The 16814-nt window shown below is 66.5% G+C and carries 19 protein-coding genes; 2 read left to right on the plus strand and 17 right to left on the minus strand.

Features of this window, described 5'->3' with window-relative positions; translation table 11 throughout:
- Positions 1-3: 3 nt before the first annotated feature.
- The gene (locus MRBLWO13_RS02120) at positions 4-876 is read right to left on the minus strand and encodes a neutral zinc metallopeptidase (protein ID WP_341976133.1); all 873 of its coding nucleotides are present in this window, start codon (positions 874-876) and stop codon (positions 4-6) included.
- Positions 877-920: 44 nt separating this feature from the next.
- Between MRBLWO13_RS02120 and MRBLWO13_RS02125 the strand changes: the two genes are divergently transcribed.
- Both MRBLWO13_RS02125 and MRBLWO13_RS02130 read left to right on the plus strand, forming a co-directional pair.
- Positions 921-1910 (plus strand): malate dehydrogenase, encoded by a 990-nt coding sequence (locus tag MRBLWO13_RS02125; RefSeq protein ID WP_341976135.1) that lies wholly within the window; start codon positions 921-923, stop codon positions 1908-1910.
- Positions 1911-1964: 54 nt separating this feature from the next.
- Positions 1965-2435 carry a recombinase family protein gene (locus MRBLWO13_RS02130; protein WP_341976136.1) on the plus strand — a complete coding sequence of 157 codons (471 nt, stop codon included), beginning with the start codon at positions 1965-1967 and terminating at the stop codon, positions 2433-2435.
- Between the two features lie 9 nt (positions 2436-2444).
- Here the strand turns inward: MRBLWO13_RS02130 and MRBLWO13_RS02135 are convergent, their stop codons facing one another.
- The 16 genes from MRBLWO13_RS02135 to MRBLWO13_RS02210 form a co-directional block, all read right to left on the minus strand.
- A complete protein-coding gene (locus MRBLWO13_RS02135; protein WP_341976137.1) occupies positions 2445-3104 on the minus strand; it encodes a hypothetical protein in 660 nt (219 codons plus the stop codon).
- On the minus strand, positions 3101-3595 hold the full coding sequence (locus tag MRBLWO13_RS02140; protein WP_341976138.1) for a hypothetical protein: 495 nt from the start codon (positions 3593-3595) through the stop codon (positions 3101-3103). The genes MRBLWO13_RS02135 and MRBLWO13_RS02140 overlap by 4 nt, the downstream gene beginning before the upstream one ends.
- A gap of 2 nt (positions 3596-3597) precedes the next feature.
- Positions 3598-5160, minus strand: a complete 1563-nt coding sequence (locus MRBLWO13_RS02145) for a hypothetical protein (RefSeq protein WP_341976139.1) — start codon at positions 5158-5160, stop codon at positions 3598-3600.
- Between the two features lie 3 nt (positions 5161-5163).
- A complete protein-coding gene (locus MRBLWO13_RS02150; RefSeq protein WP_341976140.1) occupies positions 5164-5445 on the minus strand; it encodes a hypothetical protein in 282 nt (93 codons plus the stop codon).
- Entirely contained in the window at positions 5442-5630 is a 189-nt protein-coding gene (locus tag MRBLWO13_RS02155; RefSeq protein WP_341976141.1) for a hypothetical protein, read from the minus strand. The genes MRBLWO13_RS02150 and MRBLWO13_RS02155 overlap by 4 nt, the downstream gene beginning before the upstream one ends.
- A 148-nt stretch (positions 5631-5778) precedes the next feature.
- On the minus strand, positions 5779-6270 hold the full coding sequence (locus tag MRBLWO13_RS02160) for a hypothetical protein (RefSeq protein ID WP_341976142.1): 492 nt from the start codon (positions 6268-6270) through the stop codon (positions 5779-5781).
- Between the two features lie 11 nt (positions 6271-6281).
- Entirely contained in the window at positions 6282-6872 is a 591-nt protein-coding gene (locus MRBLWO13_RS02165; protein ID WP_341976143.1) for a hypothetical protein, read from the minus strand.
- Between the two features lie 214 nt (positions 6873-7086).
- Positions 7087-7374, minus strand: a complete 288-nt coding sequence (locus tag MRBLWO13_RS02170; protein WP_341976144.1) for a WXG100 family type VII secretion target — start codon at positions 7372-7374, stop codon at positions 7087-7089.
- Between the two features lie 185 nt (positions 7375-7559).
- A complete protein-coding gene (locus tag MRBLWO13_RS02175) occupies positions 7560-7847 on the minus strand; it encodes a WXG100 family type VII secretion target (protein WP_341976144.1) in 288 nt (95 codons plus the stop codon).
- A gap of 117 nt (positions 7848-7964) precedes the next feature.
- A complete protein-coding gene (locus tag MRBLWO13_RS02180) occupies positions 7965-9026 on the minus strand; it encodes a hypothetical protein (RefSeq protein WP_341976145.1) in 1062 nt (353 codons plus the stop codon).
- Positions 9014-9634, minus strand: a complete 621-nt coding sequence (locus MRBLWO13_RS02185; protein WP_341976146.1) for a hypothetical protein — start codon at positions 9632-9634, stop codon at positions 9014-9016. The genes MRBLWO13_RS02180 and MRBLWO13_RS02185 overlap by 13 nt, the downstream gene beginning before the upstream one ends.
- Positions 9631-10248 (minus strand): hypothetical protein, encoded by a 618-nt coding sequence (locus tag MRBLWO13_RS02190; RefSeq protein ID WP_341976147.1) that lies wholly within the window; start codon positions 10246-10248, stop codon positions 9631-9633. Before MRBLWO13_RS02190 ends, MRBLWO13_RS02185 begins: the two co-directional genes overlap by 4 nt.
- 64 nt (positions 10249-10312) lie before the next feature.
- The gene (locus tag MRBLWO13_RS02195; RefSeq protein WP_341976149.1) at positions 10313-11479 is read right to left on the minus strand and encodes a hypothetical protein; all 1167 of its coding nucleotides are present in this window, start codon (positions 11477-11479) and stop codon (positions 10313-10315) included.
- 11 nt (positions 11480-11490) lie between these two features.
- Positions 11491-11799, minus strand: coding sequence for a hypothetical protein (locus MRBLWO13_RS02200; RefSeq protein WP_341976150.1), 309 nt, complete (start codon positions 11797-11799; stop codon positions 11491-11493).
- Between the two features lie 77 nt (positions 11800-11876).
- Positions 11877-12164, minus strand: a complete 288-nt coding sequence (locus MRBLWO13_RS02205) for a WXG100 family type VII secretion target (protein WP_341976144.1) — start codon at positions 12162-12164, stop codon at positions 11877-11879.
- 105 nt (positions 12165-12269) lie between these two features.
- A complete protein-coding gene (locus MRBLWO13_RS02210; protein ID WP_341976151.1) occupies positions 12270-16781 on the minus strand; it encodes an FtsK/SpoIIIE domain-containing protein in 4512 nt (1503 codons plus the stop codon).
- Positions 16782-16814 lie beyond the last annotated feature (33 nt).

The following is a 16814-nucleotide window of genomic DNA, read 5'->3' on the forward strand; positions in this document are numbered from 1 at the left end:
GTATTACAGGTCGCCCTCGGCGACAGTGAAGGTGTCGCAGACGCCCAGGCCGTTCTGGTATCCGTTCGCGAACCAGTACTGGCGCTGATCGCTGGAGCCGTGCGTGAAGCTCTCCGGGTTCACGAAACCGGACTGCTCCTGGATGTGGTCGTCACCGACCGTGACCGCCGCATTGATGGCGTCGTTCAACTGCGCCTCGGTGGGCTCCAGCAGATACGGGTCGCCGTCGGCATCCTTCTGCTTGGTCATCTGCCCGATCCAGGCGCCCGCGTAGCAGTCGGCCTGCAACTCCATGCGCACACCGTTGCTGCCGGGACCGGTGCCGTTGTTCGGGTACTGCTCCATGTAGCCGGTGATGTTCTGGATGTGGTGACCCCACTCGTGCCCGACGATGTACAGCTGCGCGAGGTTGCCGGCGGATGCTCCGAACTGCTGCCGCATGAGATCGAAGAACGTCGGATCGAGGTACACACCTTCTTCGGGCGGGCAGTAGAACGGCCCGACGGCGTTGGATGCGGTACCGCACTGCGTCGGAGTCTGCCCGTCGACGACGGTGAGCTGCGGGGCTCGATAGCCCTCGATGTTCTCCGCCCAGAACTCGTCGAGTGCGACCTGCGCGCCTGCCATCCGGCAGTCGACATCCGCGTTGGCGTCAGCGCCGGTCTTGCAGTCCTCGATGACTGAACCGCCGGCAGGCTCCGTACCGCCGCCCGTCGCGCCGCCACCGAGAAGGCCGGTGAGATCCACACCGAGGAGCGGTCCGACCAGGAGAGCGATGATGCCGAGGACACCCACGCCACCGCCGGCGATCGCCGCGTTGCGTCCGCGGCGTCGCGTGGTGTTGCCCGAGATGTCGGCGTCGGGGTTGAAGGTCATGAATCGAGGGTACTCCCGTGCCGATCAGACGTAGGCTCGGAATCATGACGACGACCATCACCATCACCGGCGCGGGCGGGCAGATCGGTTACGCGCTGCTGTTTCGAATCGCGGCCGGCGACATGCTCGGATCGGACGAGAAGGTGCGGCTGCGGTTGCTGGAGATCCCCCAGGGGCTCGGCGCCGCGGAGGGTGCGGCGCTCGAACTGCAGGACGGTGCGTTCGGCCTGCTCGAGCACGTCGAGGTGACGGATGACCCGGCCGTCGGGTTCGACGGCTGCGATCTCGCGTTGCTCGTCGGCGCCCGGCCACGAGGCCCTGGCATGGAGCGTGCCGACCTGCTCGCTGCGAACGCCGGGATCTTCGGCCCGCAAGGCGAGGCGATCGCCGCCAACGCGGCATCCGGGGTGCGGGTGACGGTCGTCGGCAACCCGGCGAACACGAACGCGCTGATCGCGGCAGCATCCGCTGACGGAGTTCCGGCCGAGCGCTTCACCGCACTCACCCGCCTCGACGAGAACCGCGCCAAGGCGCAGCTTGCGCAGGCCCTCGGGGCTCGCGTCGGGAGCATCGGTCGGGTGCCGATCTGGGGCAACCATTCGGCGACGCAGTTCCCTGACGTGTCGCACGCGACCGTCGACGGGCGACCGGTCACCGAGGCTCTGGCCGCGATCGTCGGCGATGTACCGGCGTGGTTGGAGAGGACCTTCATCCCCCGGGTGGCGAAGCGCGGCGCCGAGATCATCGAGGTGCGCGGTTCGTCATCGGTGGCGTCGGCCGCGAGCGCGACGATCGACCACGTGCGGGACTGGGTGCACGGCACCGAGGACTGGACCAGCGCCGGTGTCGTCTCGCACGGCGAGTACGGAGTTCCGGAGGGGCTGATCTCCTCGTTCCCGGTACGTTCCGTTGCGGGCGAGTGGCAGGTCGTCGAGGGGCTGGAGCTGAGTGAGTGGGCACGCGCGCGGGTCGACGCCTCCGTGACCGAACTGGTCGAGGAGCGCGAGGCCGTACGGGCGCTCGGGATGCTCTGAATCGGTCGCCATCCGGCTACGCAGCAAGGCAGAATGGATGCTGGAGGTGCGCCGATGAGCGATTCAACTGAGCTGACGACCGGGAACGTGCATATTGACGACCCGCGGACCAGTCCGGTACACCTGCCCCATGCTGCGGCCGAGTGCCCGAAGTGCTTCACCGAGTTGCAGCAGAACCGCAATTTCTGGTCGGCGCGACCCGATGGTTCACGTCTGGTCGGGCTCGTCGTCGCCCGCGAGGGGATGCCATCGGTCGTGCAGCAGCGCGATGACCTCACCCGCTTCGGCGTGCCCATCGAGGGCTTCCGCCACCCGGCGCCCGACATCCTGGAGAGCTGGAGTGAGCGGCTGGGCCGGCTCATCGCGACCTTGAAGCCCGGTGACGTTCTCGTGGTCGCCAACCTCAACGCGCTCGGCCGGGACACCGATGAGGGCACGCGCGCCGTGGCCGAGCTGCGCCGCCGCGGCATCATGGTGAAGGTTCTCAGCCACGACTCCCGGCACCTGGCCGACGCCGGCGCCTGAGCCACAGCATCAGCTCGCCTTGGCTCCTCCGGCGAGCAACTGGTCGCGCAGCGATTCGGGCTTCTCGTCGCTGAAGTAGGCGACCGCGACGAACTCGTCGAACAGCGCGCACATCACGTTCTCCAGCTCACCCAACGGGGTGGAGAAACGCACCATCAGAATCCGCTTCGTGTCGGGCACGGGGATCCAGTAGTCAGCGATCAACCGCATGACTCCGTCCGACTCCGCACCTTCCTCGACCAGCTCGACACGGTGCGTACGCAGCGCGGGGACCCCAGGACCGCGCACCTCGACCATCGACGCGAACGCCGCAGGATCGATCTGCTTCAACCCCTCGGCCATGACCTTCAGCACCTTCTGCGGCGCAGTGCCGACCGCGGGACTCATCCGAAGATCGGCCGGCTCGAATACGAGCAGCGTCACCGGCAACGGGGTGCCCGGTGCGATCTCGGTCGAGAACATGATGGCGCGGACCTCGCCCTGCGCGCCCGCTGCCACCGCCTCGTGCAGCTGGTTGCGCACGGTAGCGCGCTCGACGGCACGATCGTCGGCAGGGCCGATCGCATCTCGTGCGATGCGTCTGATGGAGGAGTTCGTCGCCTCCTCGGCGGACAGATCCACCGAGAACCAGCGCCCCGGAAGGCGGAACCGCAGGCCGCGGCCGCTCACTCGGGTGCCGCCCACTCTCCGTAGCGGGCGTTCATATCGGTCAGGCTGACGCCGCCCGTGCCCGCCTCCGTGACGCCCAGGGGGTCGAGTTCCGCTGCGGCAGACCTGAGATCGACGACCTCGTGGCCCTGCGCCGTGTCGGCGCCGGCCGTGATTTTGATCGTGTTCGGCTCCCACGGCAGAGCACCCCAAATGGCTTCGACCACGGCATCCAGCTCGCTGGCGGTGAGCGGCTCGGCGGAGTCGACCTCGAGCCCGAGACTGATCCGATGGCCGAACCCGTTGGCCGAACGAGCGAGGTCTCGCACGCCCACGATCCTCGGCTCGGCCGCCGTCACGGCATCCGCCACGTCACCGTAGTCCACTGTCGTTCCTTCCGTCTGTTCCGTTCCGGGCGTCGCGATCGCGCAACCCGACAGTGCACCGCTCAGCAACGAACCCGCGAGCGTCACGGCGAGGAGACGGCGCGTCCCGATGTGTCGTCGCTTCATGTTCATTCATTCCAGTGGTAGTAGGAGGTGTCGGTATACCCATCTTCGTTGAAGAAGTTCCCCAGGTCGGGATGGTTCGCCTGCACCTCGGCGAGATGCTCCTGATAGGTCTGCGAGTACTTGTCGGCGTTGTGGGCACCGGCGTCCACGCCGAGGACCGGATTCGGATTCGGCGGGTCGACGTTGATGGTCGTCCAGTTCGGTCCGTGCTCGGTGCCGAGATCCCCGGCGACGATGTCGAGGTTCGGGACCGGGTCGCCGTTGTGCTGCACCGAGACCACGTCCACCGAATCCGGGATGGGCATGTGATCGATGGGCGCTCCCGAGACGACGACGGCCTGCCAGTTGTAGTCGGAGTTGTACGCCGCGAGATGCCCCGCCATGATGCCGCCCTGGCTGAAGCCGACGAGCATGACCGGGTCGTTCTCGCCGATGCCGGCCTGCTCCATGGCCTCGAGCACGGCCCGCTCGTACTGCGTCTGCAGGGCCGGCGTCAGCATCAAGGCCAGGTTGCTGTCGAGGTCGTTCACGGCCCCCTGGTCGCCGAAGCGCGACAGCCACTCCTGTGTGCTCGGCAGCGTGACGGTGTAGTACCAGCCGTCGGGCCCGAGCACCTTGGTGATCTTGACGACGGAGTCGGTCTCCCCGCCGAGCTCATCCACCTCCCCGGTGCCGTTGAGCACCGTGGCCAGGCTCGGATCCGCCGGAACGTCCTCCGGCAGCACATCGGCGTACGGGTCCGTCTCGCTCACCTTGGGCGTGTCCTTGAGCACGTCGGAGAGGATGCTGGCGATGAGGAACGCGGCGAGTACTCCTGCAATGATGGCCGCGATGATGAGCCCGATCGTGCCGAACAACATCCCCACCGCGATGATGAGGAGCAGTATCACCAGCACGCCCAGGATCGCGACGATCGTGTTCGCGATCCTCTTCAACAGATCGACGACGTCTTGCAGGAAGTCGCCGATCCATTCCCCGATCCCCTCGAGGAAGTCGCCGATGTCGGAGAAGAAGTCCCCGACCTTGTCCCAGAATCCTTCATTCGTCGAATCGATCGCCGCGTCGATCTTGCGGATCGCTGCCTCTGCGGCCTCATTCATGGCCTCTCGCGCCGCGTCGATCCGTCCGCTGGCGGATCCGACGGCCGCCTGGGCGTCATCAGCGGCCCGCTGAGCGCCAGGCACCTGCCCCGTCAGCGAGGGAGCTGCGTCGTCAGCGGCATCCACTCTGTCGTTGAGGTCTTCGAGCGCACTGTCGGCGCGGCTCTGCGCGAGAAGCGCATTGTCGAGGTCGTCCTGCGCTCGCTCTGCATCGGCGTGGGCCTCGGTGAGGGCGACGGCGTACTCGGTGATCGCGTCAGCGGTGCCTTTGTAGCGGGGCTGGATGCGATCCAGATCCGAGGCGATCTGCTCGTTCTGCTCGTGAAGAGCCTGAACGGCCTTGCCCTCGTCGTCGTCGACGATGCCACGCAGTTCGCGGATCACATCGAGGATCACTTCTGCCGAGGAGGCGAGGTCTGCGGCGCGCGATGTCAGTTCAGCGGGCCGCCCGGGAAGAACGCTCATGGACTATTTCTCCCCATCCTGTGCCATCTTGTCGTCGAGGTCACGGAACGTGTCGACGATCGCCTGCATGAAATCGGCCTGCGACCGCAGGTTGTCGCGCAGCTTCTCGCGCGCGATGTCCCATTTGCCACCGAAGTCGTCGATCTTGCCGCTGAGTCCACCGTGTCCGGTGAGCCCGCCGAGATCGTCTGCGAGAGCTTCGGCCTCATCGAAGGTCGTGGCGAGCCCCTTGGCCGTGTGTGCGGTGGACTGCAGCCGCGCGAGGTCCATCTTGACGTCGCTCATCGCTCTCCCCCGTCGTCGTGCCGGTCGCGCTGCGCGAGGCGCTCGGTCGTCGCCGTGCGCAACCACGCGCCCAGGGCGGCGTCGGCTGCTCGCACTTCGGCGCGCAGGTCCGCGGCATCCGCGGCGGATACGGGCACGCGAACCCGCAATCCCTGCAGTGCCGCCGCCAGAGACTCGTCCGACATCGTGCGCCCCCCTTGTTGCGTGAATACGCCTACCGCGCGAACCCCTCCGGCCCGATACCCACACCCTACGGAACCGCGGACGACGCTGTCGATGGGCACAACTGCCCATCACACTCGAACACGGATCCGACGCGTCGTCGAATCCACGTCAGAAGGCGCCGCCCGGGTACACGCTCTCCGGCAAGGTGAAGCACGCCGAACCCGAATCAATTCGGATCGTGTTTGAAACGCCCTGACCGAAGATGTAGTTCTCCGCTGTTTCCGGCGACATAAGCTGCACTTCATACTTGTCAGAGATGTTCAGGCGTGTCCTGATTTCGAAGCGATCATCATCTAGAAAATGTGCTTCCATCGCCTTCACGATCGACTCAATCTCCGTCCCCGGCGCCAGAGTGACTGTCGTCGCTCCGTTCCAGCTGTGCTGCGTCTCATTGCACGCGAACAGCGACCCCGTCGGGTTCTGCTCGACGCTAACGATGACCTCCGGCGGGATCAGCTCAGCCACCTCAAGCTCCACCTCTTGCGAAGTCCGCTTGGCCTCCTCCCAGGTAAAACCGCTGTCATCCACTGGCTCCTCCTTCGAGGGCATACAGCCAGTCAGCGACGTCACGAGCACCGCGACAAGCACTACCTTGGCCACGTGCGCCCGCCTCATTGATTGACCATTTCAAGCATGTCCCTCAAAGCCCGTTTGTTGTCGTCGCTGTTGCTTGCGATGAGGTTGTGGTTCTCCACAAGCACACTCCCGTAGTCCGGCGGCACGTAGATCGACGGATACTCACCGACCATCCCGACCGACACCTGGTCGAGCACGTCATCGTCAGGTCCTCGATAGTAGTCGTCGTGATCGAATGCGGGATGTTCGCGGGGATTGTTCCCGCCCCACACCAGGTCCATCGACTGCGCCTCCTGGAGAGCATCCTGGTACGACAGATCCACATACAGCGTGTCCGGGTCCGCTTCCCACTCCGGCAGCATCCCGGCACCCGACAGCGAGATCACCTTGTCATAGTCCACGCCCGCGACCTCAGCGCTTGTCACGTTGGCCAGGCCCCAACTGTGCCCGAACGCATCATGCTCCGCGCCAGCGAACTGCGGGTCCGTTCGCATCCCGAGCTCGAACCGCGCGAGCTGCTCCCCCGAACCTCGCGCGGTGTCCGGATCGTTCGCTTCGGTGATGCGAATGAAGTTGACGCCGCCCTTCTCGCTGTCCTCACCCGGAAAGGGGCCGTCCTTGTACACGAACGCGACGGTCCCCGGAACGTTGTCGAACATGAACTGTCCGATCTCCTGCACCTCGGCCCTGTAGAAGTCGTTGAGGTTCGTGAACGTCCCCGGCACGCCGAGCTGTCAAGGGCGATGGGGACTACTCCCCATCGTCCTCCGACTCCCCGTGCCACGACACGACAGAGGGGGCCGACCGTCATGGTCGACCCCCTCCAGAAGATGCCGTGGTTCAGCCGCCGGCGAGCTGCGTGTCCAGGTCCTGGATCGCACGCATCATGCCGAGCAGCGACTCGGACATGTCGTTGATGCCGTCCACCGCGGTCTTCAGACCCGTGGTCAGCTCGCCATAACCCTCACCGAACTTGCCCGAAGCGTGCTGCGTCTTGAAGTCCTCACCCAGCAGGGTGTCGACCTGACCCTTCAGGGTGTCCAACTGCCCCTGAATGTCATCACGAGCCTGCGACAGCGACGACGCCACCTGCTCCATCTCCGAATAAGATGCACCGAAATCAGCCATCGTCAACTCCCTCGACTCAAAATTCCTCGAACCCCTCCGGCCCGATACCTACACCCTACGAAACCTCGCACGACACTGTCGATGGGGACAACTCCCCATCCGACCCGTCTGCCTCTCTGGCGATGCGACGACACGACAGAGGGGGCCGACCTTCATGGTCGACCCCCTCCAGAAGATGCCGTGGTTCAGCCGCCGGCGAGCTGCGTGTCCAGGTCCTGGATCGCACGCATCATGCCGAGCAGCGACTCGGACATGTCGTTGATGCCGTCCACCGCGGTCTTCAGACCCGTGGTCAGCTCGCCATAACCCTCACCGAACTTGCCCGAAGCGTGCTGCGTCTTGAAGTCCTCACCCAGCAGGGTGTCGACCTGACCCTTCAGGGTGTCCAACTGCCCCTGAATGTCATCACGAGCCTGCGACAGCGACGACGCCACCTGCTCCATCTCCGAATAAGATGCACCGAAATCAGCCATCGTCAACTCCCTCGACTCAAAATTCCTCGAACCCCTCCGGCCCGATACCTACACCCTACGGAACAGAAGACGAACACGTCGATGGGGACAACTCCCCATCCTCCGAACCCGACGAGGTCAGGCCAGCTGCGCTGTCAACGCCGCGGCGACGATGCCGAACACCGCGGGGATCAGGCATCCGATCACGAAGGCCCTGCCGGACGGGGGTGCCGCGAACAGCGCCGCGCGCTCCTTGCTGCGTTCCTCCCAGCCCGTCCGCGTCGCATCGTCGACGGACGCCGAGCGCACCAGCACTGATCCGACGAGCACGGCGAGATCTTCGACCCAGCGCCAGAATGCGGTGTCGGTGAGCGCGAGCTCGCGGCGGGCGATGATGTACACGCGTCCACCGATCACCTCGATGTCGCAGCTCGACGCGAGCTGCAGCAGGGCGTCCCTGACGGGCGCCGTGAGCGCCTCGCGCACCGCGGCCTCGTCCTGCGGTTCGCAGGACACCGTGACGTGCTTGTCGAACTCGACGTCGATTGGCTGCTCGCGCTGAGTCGGCGGCGGGACCGCAGGCTGACCCCACACGTCACCCAGACGGGTGATCAGCGTCATGGGCGGCAGGCCCGAAGGAGCATCGAACGCGACGAAGCAGGCGGTGTGCTGCATCCGCGTGCGCGCCGACATCCTCTCGTACCCGTAGTTCGCGACCTGGAACCCTCCGACGGCGCCGGATGCGAGGCCGTCGCGGATGGCCCGGGCCCCTCCCCGGCGGAACAGCGAAGCCGGCAGGTCGGGATTCTCGCGGAATGCCTCGTACGAAAGGGAGTTCGACGCGGCGAAGCGGGCGAGCCGGTACCAGCGCTCCTCCTCGTCTCGTCTGGTCCTGAGTTCCGTCCTGATCTGCGAGACGGCCAGCGGGATGACCATGACTGCGGCGATGAGCCAGGTGTAGACGTTGGCTCCTGAGCCGCCGAAGATCATCTGCACGACGAGGGCGAAGAGAGAAGCCAGGAGGCCGAACCCGACCACCAGGACGATGAAGCGGACGACGATCCGGGCGACAAGAGCAGACCTGCCGTTCTCGCCGGCGATCTCGCGTACGCGCTTCTCCGCCTCGGAGTGCGCCGCAGCCGCATCGAGCGGTTCTCGGAGCGCCGTCGTGTCGAACGCGAGGGGCATCACGCCTGCCACTCGTCGCCCTTCTTCACGACAGCGGATACCAGCTCGGCGACGCGCTCCTCGCTGGGCAGCGGGGTGAAGCCATCCACCCTCATGCCGTTGAGGACACCCTCGGCCAGAGGCTCGACCACTGCCAGCAGATACGGCGGCACCGGGCCGAGCACGGCCCCGATGGTCATGCCGCTGCCGAAGAACAGCCACCGCCTGGTGCCGAAGTCCTCGCCGTTCTCGCGCTGCGCGAGGGTCGCGGAGAACCCCACCCCGAGGTGCTCGGTCTCGACGCGCAACGGTGCAGGCGGAAGGATGGCAGTCGGCGACCACAGGAACTCCGCCTGCTCCTGGCGGGAGAACTCGCTCTGCGCGACGACGATCGTCAGTGTGGCGAGTGCGGCGGCATCCGGGCCCACGAGCAGGAAGAGCCGAGCGTCCGGAGTGGCCCGCGTCGCAAGCGTCTCGAGAGCACGCTCGAGCCGCGCGTGCAGCTCTTCCGGGACCTCGACTGCCGCGGTGTACTCGGACCGCGCGCCGGCCGCCCATTCGGCGGGGCTCTGCGGCCCGTTCTCGCCGATCGAGATCGGGATGGCGTCGGCGCGCTCGTAATCGAAGAAGATGTCCATCATTCCTGCCAGGTGAACGTCGACACGTGAGCGTCGAACAGGGATATCCACAGCGCGATCACCGGGTCGTCCTCCGGGAGATCCGCCTCATGAGGAACGGTGACTGTCCACTGGACGGCTTCCGTGAGCTTGGAGCCGGGGATCGGGATGAGGTAGTTGATCATGAAGGACACGGCGCTCACATCGTCCATCGAAACCGGCCGCCGCTCTGTCCAGCGGACGATCCGGTGCCCCTCGCCGACGGCGACACCACCGTGATTGGTGATCATGCTCTCGACGACGCGACTCAGCGGCGCTTCCGGTGTGGCTGCCCGCTTGATGCCGATCATGCTCGCCGTGCCGAGCGCCCAGGTCGGCGAACTCTCGCCGGCGAACGCGTACGCGAAGCCGTTCTGCCCTCGCACAGAGGCGAGCGCGTCATGCACCTGCCGGGAGAGCTTGAGCGTGAGCGCCTCGCTCGCCTGCGCCGCCCTGAGCCGAGCGGTCGCGCGATCCGTCAGCTGCTTCTCGGTCTGCTCGCTCAGGTCGTACGCCTCCCACCCCGGAGGCAGCAGCATCCGATACGGGGGGACGACGGCGCCGCGGCGCCCGAGCAGCTCAGCACGAAGATCGCTCATGGAATCAGTCTGTCATCTCTCTCAACGCGCACACGGGCTCAGCCGACTCCCGCGGGCGCGGGGCTCAGCTGAACGGGTTCTGATCCGCGTCGAACGTGCCGGACCATGCGCCGCCCGCAGAGTCCTTGATTGCGCCGGCGATCGCGAACTGCGACGACCAGATGTTGCCGACCATCTCCAGGGTCTGCACCCCGGTCGCCGTGCCATCCGTCAGCCGTCCGAAGTCATCGATGGAGTGGCCGCCGAACAGGCGCGCACTGAAGTCCGCGAATCCCGTCACCGGGTTGGTCTTCGTCGCCCACGCGCTCCACCCGGCGCTCGGCGTCATGCGTCCGAAGAAGCCGAGCGCATTGTCTGCAGCGGCGAACGACTTCAGGCCGCGGGCGGCGGGGCCGATGAAGGGGATCACGCCGATCACGCCGAAGGCGACGTCGACCCAGCTGCCCTCACCCCGTATCGCTCTCGTGAGAGCGACCGCAAGGGTCAGAACCGCGACGATCCCGGCGAGGATCGCGATGAGGGGTCCGCCGACGATGATGGCGAGGACAGCGAGGATGATGCCCGCGACCGCGAGCACGTCGGACATGAACTGCAGGAAGCCACCGAAGTCGTCGTTCCACGAGTCTTCGATCTTGCCCGCCATGTCGTCGCGGATGCCCTTGGCGGCGTTCGAGAACGCCGTGTGCCAGGAGTCCCACTCCGTGTCGTAGTCCTTGGCCCTGTCGTCCCAGGCGCCCTTGGCGTTGGTCGCGAGCGTGTTCGCGGATCCTGCCGCGGTGTCTCTGGCCTTCTCGGCCTCCTCGCGGAGGGTCTCGTCATCGGCGTCTTCACCGGTCGGGTAGTCGGGGCGCTCGTTGCGTGCCGCGTCTGCGGCTTCCAGCTTGCGGTTGTACTCGTCCCAGAGATCGAAGAGGTCCTCGATGATCGTCGTCATCGTCTTCTGGGAGTCCTCGAGCTCCTGCCCGTAGGTCTTGATGTAGGGCGCCACCGCGCTGTACAGGTCGCCGCCCTTTTTGAGGTCTCCGTGGACCTTCTCCGACAGCTCCTTGAGCTTGTCGATGGCGTCGCCGCGCATGTCGGCGCCGTTCTCCACGAGCCGCTGCAGCAGGAGGGCGGAGTTCTTCATGTCGGTCGCGAGATCACTGATCTGCGTGCCGCGTTCCTTGATCTCGGCCGGGTCGCCGGTGACCACCTGGATGTGGTGGCCGCCCGGTGACGTCTGAGGCATCATCACGTGCATGGTCAGTTGCCTCCGCTGTTGTCGGACTTCTTCGCGGCCTCGACATCGAAGTCCTTGAAGCCCTTGATGACGCCTTCGAGATGCTCTGCGACCTTCTTGCAGTTATCCATCAGCGTCTTGCGCTTGTCGTCCCAGCGACCTTCGAAGTCGTCGGCGGCGTCCTGCAGGTCGTCCTCGCCGTATGGGCGCCCCACGGCCCGGGACAGGTCCTTGCGGCGGCTTCCCGCTGCCTCGAACTCGTCGATGATGTTCTTCAGCTCGGTCTGCAGTTCATCCAGATCGTCGTACTTGAGCTTGACCCCGTCGCCCACGCTCTTCTCCTCCGGTAGAAGTCAAGTGAAGGGGGCCGGTCTTGCAACCGACCCCCGGATAATTCTTGTGCCGTAACTCAGCCGCCGGCGAGCTGCGTGTCCAGGTCCTGGATCGCACGCATCATGCCCAGCAGCGACTCGGACATGTCGTTGATGCCATCCACCGCAGTCTTCAGACCCGTGGTCAGCTCGCCATAACCCTCACCGAACTTGCCCGAAGCGTGCTGCGTCTTGAAGTCCTCACCCAGCAGGGTGTCGACCTGACCCTTCAGGGTGTCCAACTGCCCCTGAATGTCATCACGAGCCTGCGACAGCGACGACGCCACCTGCTCCATCTCCGAATAAGATGCACCGAAATCAGCCATCGTCAACTCCCTCGACTCAAAATTCCTCGAACCCCTCCGGCCCGATACCTACACCCTACGAAACCTCGCACGACACTGTCGATGGGGACAACTCCCCATCCCGGATCAGACGAGTCGATCCCCGTCCACTAGGGGCAGCTGCACCGTGACCTGCCGGCCGGCCTGCACGAAGATGCCTCGGCCGTCCGGGAAGTCGGTGCGCTTGACCTTCGGGAACGGCACCTTGAACACGGCGTCGCCGTCGAACGCATCCGGCTTGATGATGATGCCCTTGCGACCGGCCTTGAAGTCGCCGATGAAGCCGAACCCGCTCGTGACCTGGGTCACATCCGCGTCGCCGATCAGCAGGTGGTCGCTGCGGTTGACCGCCTGGAACAGAGCCTTCATCTCGCGCTCCGCTGGTCCGTCAGCGAACTGCGGCACATCCTCGACGACGATGAGCATCCGCACCGGCAGCGTCTCGTCGGCGGCGATCTCGGCGATCTCCTTGGCGAGCTCCTTCGCATCCTCCGGCGTGACCGCGCTGCGGGTCCAGTCGGCGTAGCCCTTGAGTTGTGCGCGACGGCCGCCGAAGTGGAAGAGCTTGATCTCGGGGTCGAAACGACGCATCGATCCGATGATCGCCTTGAGCGCGTTCGTCTTGCCCGACAGCGGCGGACCGGCGACCACGAAGGTGCCGACGGGGTCGAACTCCCGAGGCGCGAGCGTGTCCTCGGCGACACCGAGAACCGGGAATTCGCCGATCCGATCCGGCAGGTCCCGCGCGGACAGCCGCGTCGGCAGCGCGCCGATCTCGGCCACCTCGCGGGCGCCGGCCGCGCGCAGGTCGGCGGCCAGCTTGTCCAGCAGCTTCGTCTGCTCAGCGACGTTCGGCGTGCCGCCGAGCGTGGCGATCTGCGTCTCCAGACCGTCGACGATCGCGCGGCCAGGGGCGGAGCGCTCGTCGAGGACGTCCTTCGGTGCGTTCAGCATCGCGTAGCTGGATTCGTCGGCCAGACGCAGCACCACACGTCGTGAGACGTTTGCGCTCACCGCGGTCGGAACCGAGCCGGACCGGTCGGCGCTCGCGACGACGTGCACTCCGAGCGGGCGCCCCTCGCCGAGGATCCGCATGAACGTCTGATAGAACGGCATCCGCGCCGTCGTCGACTCCCACTCGCTGCGGAACTGCGGGAAGCCGTCGATGAGCAGCAGGATGCGCGACTCGGCCTTGCCGGTGATCTCGCGATACTCCGTGAGGCTGGCCGCGTTCGCCGCGCTGAACCGCTTCCCGCGGTCATCGAGCACGCGAGCGAGGGAACGCAGGATGCGCTGGACGCGCTCGGCGTCATCACCGGCGATGATCGATCCGACGTGCGGCAGCACCTCGAGGCTCCGCAGCGACCCGGATCCGAAGTCGATTCCGTACACCTCGGCATTGGACGTTCCGGCGTGGAAGCCGGAGGCGATCGCCAGCGTGCGCAGCACGGTCGATTTTCCCGACCCGCTGGTGCCGTAGACGAGCAGCGAGCCGTCCTTGTCAGGGTGGAAGTAGGCGGGCTCCTGCAACTGACGCTGCGGAACGTCCATCTTGCCGAGAAGGATCTGGCTGTCACCGAGCACCGGCAGGTCGCGGATGTCGACCGCGCGCTCGAGGTCGTCGAGCCACGGCCTGCGAGGCGCCGGGATGCCGGCTGCCGCCGCAGCCTTCACCAGGCTGGCGACGATGCGCTTCTGGTCGTTCGGCCCGAGGTCCTCGTCGTGCGAGTCCGACTCCGGCGCCTGGTCGGCCTCCCAGGTCTGGATCGACCCGAAGCGGAGTTCGGCCACCTTGACCTCTGCCGCCTGCACCTCGTCGGTCGTCCATCCACCGGCATAAGCCGACTGGAACGACACGAGACGACCGGGGCCGGTCTTGGCGATACCTCGGCCGGGGATCGAGGGTGGGAAGCTGGCGGCTACCGGATCGTCGACGACGTCCTTCGAATCCGACTCGTCGGCCATGCGCAGCGCGACGCGCAGGTTGGTGTTCGCTCGCAGGTTGTCCTTGATGACGCCGGCGGGTCGCTGGGTCGCCATGATCAGGTGGATGCCGAGTGATCGGCCTCGCTGGGCGACGTCGACGACGCCGTCGACGAACTCGGGGACTTCGCCGGCGAGCGCGGCGAACTCGTCGATGACGAGAACGAGCGCGGGCGGCGTCTCCGGGTCGCGGCGCTTCTCGAGCTCGAGGAGATCCTTGGCCTTCTTGCGGTTAAACAGGTGTTCGCGATGGTGCAGCTCGGCTCGCAGGCTGGTCAGTGCTCGACGCACCAGGTGCGGGCTGAGGTCGGTGACGAGACCGACCGTGTGGGGCAGGTCGACGCAGTCGGCGAACGCCGAGCCGCCCTTGTAGTCGACGAAGAGGAAGGTGACGCGATCGGGGCTGTGCGCGGCGGCCATACCGAGCACCCAGGCCTGCAGGAACTCGCTCTTTCCGGCACCGGTCGTGCCGCCGACGAGGGCGTGCGGGCCCTGCGTCCGCAGGTCGAGGGTCATCGCGTCGGTCTGGGACTGTCCGATGATCGCGCGCAGGTTTCCGGCCTTCTTCAGACGGGACTGCGGGGCACCGGAGCGATCGAGGATCGTGTTGTTCTGCCGCCACCGGTCGATCACGGCATTCGGGTCCGCCGCGATGTCGGCGCCGACGAGGGAGAGGAACATGACCGAGTTGGGGATGTCCGAAGCATCCTCGATGACCGTGCTGGAATCCACCACGGGTGCGAGCCGCTTGGCGAACATGGTCATGTACGCGTGCGAGACGCCCTCGACCTGCGCGTCGCGATACGCGACGCCACTGCGGACCGTTCCGACGGTGGCGTGGTCGAGACCGCCGCTCACGTCGATGAATGTGCGGCAGGCGGCGGGCAGCGCCTCGACGACGGGCGCCACGAAGAGCCCGTAGACGCCGACATCGGCACCCCGCTCGAGGATCTGCGTGAGCCGGGCACGGTCGACGGGTGCGTCGTTCGTGACGATGACGACGATCGCCGCCTGGCCGGGGAACGTCGCGTCCTCTGCAGCGCGCTTGACGTCGGTGCCGTAGACCATCGGATCCCAGTCGTCGCCGTAGGGCGGGCGCTGCGACTTCGCCTCGCGGGCACGGCGCAGCACGATCTCCTCCAGCCCGCTGAGCAGGGCGGCCCCCGTGGATGCCGAGTCGGCCAGCGCCACATCCTTGAACGGGTTCCGCTCGCTGGAGGTGTGCGGCAGCCACTTGAGCCAGTCGAGCTCATTCGCCCAGCCCGGCTCGGTAAGGGCGACCGTGACGAGCTCATTGGGCGAGTGCATGCCGAAGAGCTGCACGGCGACGCCTCGCAGTGCGTCGCTCGCGAGAGACGTGGGTCCGGCGACACCGATCGATCCGACGCTCTGCAGCGACTCGAGGATCGGCACATCGGCGATCATCTTGTAGCGCTCTTCGAGGCGGTTCACGCGTTCGACGTACTCGGCGAGCGCCTCCGGCGTCTCGGTGCGCTTGATCTTGGTGCGCGATTCGCTCTCGCACACGCCCAGCCGCAGGGCGAGGAAGTTCCAATGCTCCGGTCGGCGCGTCCACAGCAGCGGCCCCAGGCGCATGGCCTCGTCGAAGACGACCGCGACGGCAGGCACCTCGTTCTGGCGCACCTCGCGTTCGCGGGGATGCGCGTGGTAGAGCTTCTCCTCGAGCCGCTCGATCTGCTCCTCGAAGGTCTCGACCTCCTTGCCCAGACGCTGACCGACGTTGGTCTTCTGGGAGATGAAGTTTCCGAACATCATCATCGGCGACGCCGCCGCCATGAGCAGTGAGAGCATGCGGCCGGTGACCGCCCACATCGTCACGGCGAGCAGGATCGGGGCAACGAGCATCGGCCACGGGAACAGTCGTGACGGCGCCTCGCGCGGGTATCGCGGCTCGTCGAGATCCTCGCCCTTGAATCGCTCCTCGACCCGCGGGCTGCGGTTGAACATGAGGGCGCCGCCGCGCTCCAGCACCGGGTCGCCGTCGGCCGAGCCGTCGAAATCGCTGACCATGTGCACGACGAACTCGCCGTCTCCGAGCACGAACTTCTGGCCGGGGATGACCCGCAGACGCTGCACGAGGCCGCCGTCGACGAGGATGCCGTTCGCGGAGTTCAGGTCGACGAGTTCGACGAAGGTCGCTGCGACTTCGATTCGCGCATGCCGCTTGGACACCAGCGGATCGGCGATGGTGACGTTGTTGGAGGCATCCCGACCGATCAGGAAGTGCCCGATGGGAAGGGGGAACTCCTGCCCTGCCGCCGGCCCGGAGACCACCGAGAGCAGCGCGGCCGGGCGCGCTCCGACGCTTCCCACCGCCGCCCGGTTCGGACCGACGTTGACGACCTCGGCGAGGAATCCCGACCCGATCGGCGCATCACCGATGAGGAGATCCGGCGTGAGCATCACCGGGCTGTCACTGGTCGGCGGCGAGACCGACAACGTCAGCACGTCGGCAGGGCCCGCTGGGATGCTGCGCAGCGGATCCGTGGCGGCGATCTGCCGCGCGACGTCGGCCACGGTCGCCGTGGAGTCGGCCATCACGACGATGTCCGTCAGGGGAGCCGCAGGGCGCCGCAGTGTCAGCTTGACTCTCATCGGTTGGCCTCCTGGCGCCGGGCGCCCATCTCA

The sequence above is a fragment of the Microbacterium sp. LWO13-1.2 genome (genome assembly GCF_038397725.1).
Taxonomy (GTDB): Bacteria; Actinomycetota; Actinomycetes; order Actinomycetales; family Microbacteriaceae; genus Microbacterium.

Coding starts and splice junctions, on each gene's coding strand:
- MRBLWO13_RS02185 (WP_341976146.1), bottom strand. CDS start 9,634: ATGATGGACATCTTCTTCGATTACGAGCGCGCCGACGCCATCCCGATC.
- MRBLWO13_RS02145 (WP_341976139.1), bottom strand. CDS start 5,160: ATGAGCGTTCTTCCCGGGCGGCCCGCTGAACTGACATCGCGCGCCGCA.
- MRBLWO13_RS02195 (WP_341976149.1), bottom strand. CDS start 11,479: ATGATGCCTCAGACGTCACCGGGCGGCCACCACATCCAGGTGGTCACC.
- MRBLWO13_RS02155 (WP_341976141.1), bottom strand. CDS start 5,630: ATGTCGGACGAGTCTCTGGCGGCGGCACTGCAGGGATTGCGGGTTCGC.
- MRBLWO13_RS02175 (WP_341976144.1), bottom strand. CDS start 7,847: ATGGCTGATTTCGGTGCATCTTATTCGGAGATGGAGCAGGTGGCGTCG.
- MRBLWO13_RS02140 (WP_341976138.1), bottom strand. CDS start 3,595: ATGAAGCGACGACACATCGGGACGCGCCGTCTCCTCGCCGTGACGCTC.
- MRBLWO13_RS02150 (WP_341976140.1), bottom strand. CDS start 5,445: ATGAGCGACGTCAAGATGGACCTCGCGCGGCTGCAGTCCACCGCACAC.
- MRBLWO13_RS02170 (WP_341976144.1), bottom strand. CDS start 7,374: ATGGCTGATTTCGGTGCATCTTATTCGGAGATGGAGCAGGTGGCGTCG.
- MRBLWO13_RS02125 (WP_341976135.1), top strand. CDS start 921: ATGACGACGACCATCACCATCACCGGCGCGGGCGGGCAGATCGGTTAC.
- MRBLWO13_RS02130 (WP_341976136.1), top strand. CDS start 1,965: ATGAGCGATTCAACTGAGCTGACGACCGGGAACGTGCATATTGACGAC.
- MRBLWO13_RS02120 (WP_341976133.1), bottom strand. CDS start 876: ATGACCTTCAACCCCGACGCCGACATCTCGGGCAACACCACGCGACGC.
- MRBLWO13_RS02205 (WP_341976144.1), bottom strand. CDS start 12,164: ATGGCTGATTTCGGTGCATCTTATTCGGAGATGGAGCAGGTGGCGTCG.
- MRBLWO13_RS02210 (WP_341976151.1), bottom strand. CDS start 16,781: ATGAGAGTCAAGCTGACACTGCGGCGCCCTGCGGCTCCCCTGACGGAC.
- MRBLWO13_RS02190 (WP_341976147.1), bottom strand. CDS start 10,248: ATGAGCGATCTTCGTGCTGAGCTGCTCGGGCGCCGCGGCGCCGTCGTC.